This is a genomic window from Protofrankia sp. CiP1_Cm_nod4 (genome assembly GCF_982290645.1).
In genome coordinates this window covers 1-3,343 of sequence record NZ_CEVIVC010000095.1, presented here as the reverse complement: position 1 = coordinate 3,343, position 3,343 = coordinate 1, and the positions used below count along the sequence as shown (strand labels likewise).

The 3,343-nt window shown below is 72.2% G+C and carries 2 protein-coding genes; one reads left to right on the top strand and one right to left on the bottom strand.

Annotated elements, in window-relative coordinates:
- Nucleotides 1-21: 21 nt before the first annotated feature.
- Complete coding sequence (gene tal / locus AC5LSR_RS16925) at nucleotides 22-1,152, bottom strand: transaldolase (protein WP_250283297.1); 1,131 nt, start codon at nucleotides 1,150-1,152, stop codon at nucleotides 22-24.
- Nucleotides 1,153-2,035: 883 nt separating this feature from the next.
- Here tal and AC5LSR_RS16920 point away from each other — a divergent pair.
- Nucleotides 2,036-2,929 carry a heme o synthase gene (locus AC5LSR_RS16920; RefSeq protein WP_250283332.1) on the top strand — a complete coding sequence of 298 codons (894 nt, stop codon included), beginning with the start codon at nucleotides 2,036-2,038 and terminating at the stop codon, nucleotides 2,927-2,929.
- The last annotated feature ends 414 nt before the right edge of the window (nucleotides 2,930-3,343 follow it).

Below are 3,343 nucleotides of genomic sequence, written 5' to 3'. Positions count from 1 at the left end.
CTGTCAGGTCTGTCAGGTCTGTCAGCCGGTGAGCGCTCCCGGCTGGCCGCCGGCGGCCGTGAGCTGTTCCCCGACCGCCGTCAGCAGCTGGTTCCAGGAGTCCACGAACTTCTCCACACCCTCGCGTTCGAGCACCTCGACGACGTCGGGGAACGAGATGCCGAGACCGGCCAGGGCGGCCAGCACCGCGTGGGCGTCGTCGTAGTACGGCCTGATCGTGTCGCCCCGGACCACCCCGTGGTCGGCGAACGCGTGCAGTGTTGCCTCCGGCATCGTGTTGACCGTGCCCGGGGCGATCAGCTCCGTCACGTAGATCGTATCCGGCAGGGCCGGGTCCTTCGTGGACGTGGACGCCCACAGCGGCCGCTGCGGCCGGGCACCGGCCTTCGCCAGCGCCGACCACCGCCCGGTGGCGAACGCCCGCTCGTAACGCTGGTAGGCCAGCCGCGCGTTGGCGACCGCGGCCTTACCGCGCAGGGCCTTTGCCTCGGCGGTGCCGATCTTCTCCAGCCGGCGGTCCACCTCGGTGTCGACCCGGCTGACGAAGAACGACGCGACCGAGGTGATGCCGGGCAGCTCCAGACCGGCCGCCGCGGCCTGCTCGATGCCGGCGATGAACGCGTCCATCACCGCGTCGTAGCGGTCGAGCCCGAAGATCAGCGTGACGTTGACGCTGATACCCGCGGCGAGCGTGGCGGTGATCGCCGGCAGGCCGGCGAGGGTGGCCGGGATCTTGATGAACAGGTTCGGCCGGTCGACCAGCCACCACAGCGCGCGGGCCTCGGCCACGGTGCGCTCGGTGTCGTGGGCGAGCCGCGGGTCGACCTCGATCGACACCCGGCCGTCCACCCCGCCGCTGGCCTCGTAGGCGGGACGCAGCACGTCACAGGCGGCGCGGACGTCCGCGGTCGTGATCGCGCGGACGGCCTCGCCGATGTCCACGCCGCGGACGGCCAGGTCGCGCAGCTGCTCGTCGTAGGCCGATCCGCTGCTGATCGCCTTCTGGAAGATGGTCGGGTTGCTGGTGACGCCGACGACGCTGCGGGTACGCACCAGCTCGGCGAGGCTGCCGGTCCGCAGCCGGTCCCGGCTGATGTCGTCGAGCCAGACCGCCACGTCGGCGGCGGACAGCAGGGCCAGGGGGTCGGTCATTGTGGTGGACGTCCTCTCCGGGGAGCGCTGGCGTGCTGATGGACGGTTCGGCGCCTACGGTTGTCATGTCCGTCGTCTGTCATGCCCGTCGTCGTGTCCATTGTGGTCGGCGCGCCCTGGCGGTCAGCGCCGGACCGTGGCGGTGGGGGCAGGCCCACCAAATGCCGCCGGTACATGCCGCCAGTACCGGTAGGGGCGGACCGTCCCCCGCTGCCGGTACGGACGGGCCGGGCCACGCCGTATCTGCCGGTACGGATGGGCCTACCCTCTCGCGTTCCTCCCCTCACCCCCGCGCCCGGACAGCTCGAGAAGCCCGGGGACGACCGGCCGGGAACCTGCCGGGAACCTGCCAGGAACCTGCCAGGGACGTGCCGGGGACGTGCCGGGAACCTGCCGGGAACGTGTCGGGAACCGGGAACCTGCCGGGAACACTGCCCTCCGGCCCGCCCGACGCGCTTTCCCGGTCACCGGGCCCGGGGGCACGGGAGCCGGGCTGGTGGCTTCGGGAGCGTCGGCAGCGCTGCCGACGCCGACGGCCATGCCGCGGGGAAGCCGCCGGGACATCCCTGTCTGCGCAGGCCGGGCCGACGGTGCCGCTCAGGGTGCCGGCCAGGGCCACGGATCTTCTTCTGGACGGGTCGCGCGCCTGGCGCGGCGTCCGGCGGTTAGACTCCGACACGTCGTAGAACCACGCCGCGAAGCCCCGGCGCCCCGGGGCCCGAGTCCGGGCGGGTGGCCTGTGTCGCCCGCCGATCGCGAGGTCGTCCTGTCCGCCCTGGCCGCGTCCACGCCGGTAGCCAGCCTGCCGAAGCCGACCACGCCCGCGCCGCCGGCCTCCGGGGAGCGCGGCGGGCCGGACGGCCCGACCGGGCCGACCGGGCCGATGAGGACCCGCCGCCCGGTCGGGGCGCTCGCGCGTTCCTACCTCGCCCTGACCAAGCCGCGGATCATCGAACAGCTCCTGATCACGACCATCCCAGTCATGCTGCTGGCCGAGCGCGGCCTGCCCTCGCCGTGGCTGATACTCGCGACCCTGGTCGGCGGGACGTTCGCGGCGGGCAGCGCCAACACGTTCAACTGCTACATCGACCGCGACATCGACCAGGTGATGGCGCGTACCCGCGCCCGGCCGCTGGTGCGGGCGAACGTCACACCCGCCGAGGCGCTGCGCTTCGGTGTCCTGCTGGGTGTCGCCGCGACCCTGCTGTTCGGTTTCGCGGTCAACTGGCCCTCGGCACTGCTCGCCGACGCGGCGATCGCGTTCTATGTCTTCGTCTACACCCTCGGGCTCAAGCGCCGCAGCCCGTCCAACATCGTCATCGGTGGCGCGGCCGGCTGCTTCCCGGTGCTCATCGGCTGGTCCGCGGTGACCGGTACGGTCGGCTGGCCCGCCGTGCTGCTCTTCGCGGTCGTCTTCTTCTGGACCCCGCCGCACTTCTGGGCGCTGGCCATCAAGTACCGGGACGACTACGCCGCCGCCGGGATCCCGATGCTGCCGGTCGTGGCGTCACCGGAGGTGGTCGCCAGGCGCATACTCGGCTATTCGTACGTGATGGTCGCCACGTCCCTGCTGCTCGTCCCGGTCGCGGACACGGGATGGCCCTACCTGGTCGTGGCCGCGCTGCTCGGCGGCTGGTTCCTGGTCGAGGCGCACCGGCTGGTCCGCTCCGTCCGCCGTGGCGGGCAGATCCGCCCCATGCGGCTGTTCCACCTGTCCATCACCTACCTGACGCTCCTGTTCGCCGCGGTGGCCCTGGCCGCCCTGTGGCACCCGTAGCCGAAAGCCGTCTACCCGCTGTCCGCTGACCCGACCCGCTGAGCTCGGGCGGACGGATCCCGCCTGACGGAGCCCACAACGGAACCGCTGCCCGGGGAACTTCGTGGTCGTCCAGGTGGGAACCGTCGCTGGGACCACCTACAGGTGAGCGGGAGGCAGGCAACCGTAGGTGGTTTCCGTTGTTCTGATGATGGTTTTCACCTACGGCATCCGCTGCCGTAGGTGAAAACCATCCCCATCGTGACGGGAACCACCTACAGGCGCAGGCGCGCGGGTACGGGCGCGGGCGGCTGGAGCGGGGTTACAGCGGGGCTTTCGACCGGTGCTGCTCGGCGGTGCCAGCGGCGTCGGCGATGCTGGGGTCGGCGATGCTGGGGCCGGCGATGGTGGGGTGGCCGGTCGGCGGTGACCGCC

Bases quoted from the DNA above. Each gene is read 5' to 3' on its own strand.
- tal (WP_250283297.1), bottom strand. From the start codon at position 1,152: ATGACCGACCCCCTGGCCCTGCTGTCCGCCGCCGACGTGGCGGTCTGG.
- AC5LSR_RS16920 (WP_250283332.1), top strand. From the start codon at position 2,036: ATGAGGACCCGCCGCCCGGTCGGGGCGCTCGCGCGTTCCTACCTCGCC.